2 protein-coding genes are annotated in these 523 nt (G+C 45.9%); both read left to right on the top strand.

Annotation, left to right across the window (positions count from 1 at the left end; all coding sequences use genetic code 11):
* Positions 1-204 (top strand): hypothetical protein (locus QGG57_07145; GenBank protein MDP7007928.1); only part of this gene is annotated, 204 nt, incomplete at its 5' end.
* Between the two features lie 33 nt (positions 205-237).
* A partial coding sequence (locus QGG57_07140) for a hypothetical protein (protein ID MDP7007927.1) occupies positions 238-523 on the top strand: 286 nt, incomplete at its 3' end.

The raw sequence follows: 523 nt of genomic DNA, 5'->3' as shown, positions 1-523 counted from the left end.
AACATGCCAATGGTGCCGCTCGGATTGGAAGATAGTGAAGTAGCGGCAGTAATTTCGTATTTGAAGTCCATAGAGCAAGAAGCAACTGTGGCCGCCGGCCTCCCTTCTCAATACATACCTACCTTAATCGTAAGCATAGTGTTTTTGATAGGTCTCACTTTGATAGGCCTCAGAGTGGGAAGAAAGAAGGTGGATGTAAGGTGAATTTAAAACGCAAGAAAAATACAAGGACATATTGTGAAAAAAAGCAGCAAATGGTTTAACGTAACCAAGGACTCGCGTTCCTGGGAGGACTTCTACAGAAAACGTTGGAGCTATGACTATAGTGTCCGCACGGGTCATGGTGTGAACTGTTCGATGGCTTGCAGTTGGGAGGTCTTTGTAAAGGATGGGCTTATCTGCTGGGAACTGCAAAAAACAGATTATCCGCAGATTGATCCTGATATCCCAAACGTTGAGCCTAGAGGTTGCCAGCGAGGCGTTACCGCTTCTTGGTATCCCTACAGTCCTTTAAGGCCGAAGT

This window comes from Candidatus Poseidoniia archaeon (assembly GCA_030748895.1).
In the GTDB taxonomy this organism is placed as follows: domain Archaea; phylum Thermoplasmatota; class Poseidoniia; order MGIII; family CG-Epi1; genus UBA8886.
This window is presented reverse-complemented; position numbering and strand designations above follow the sequence as displayed.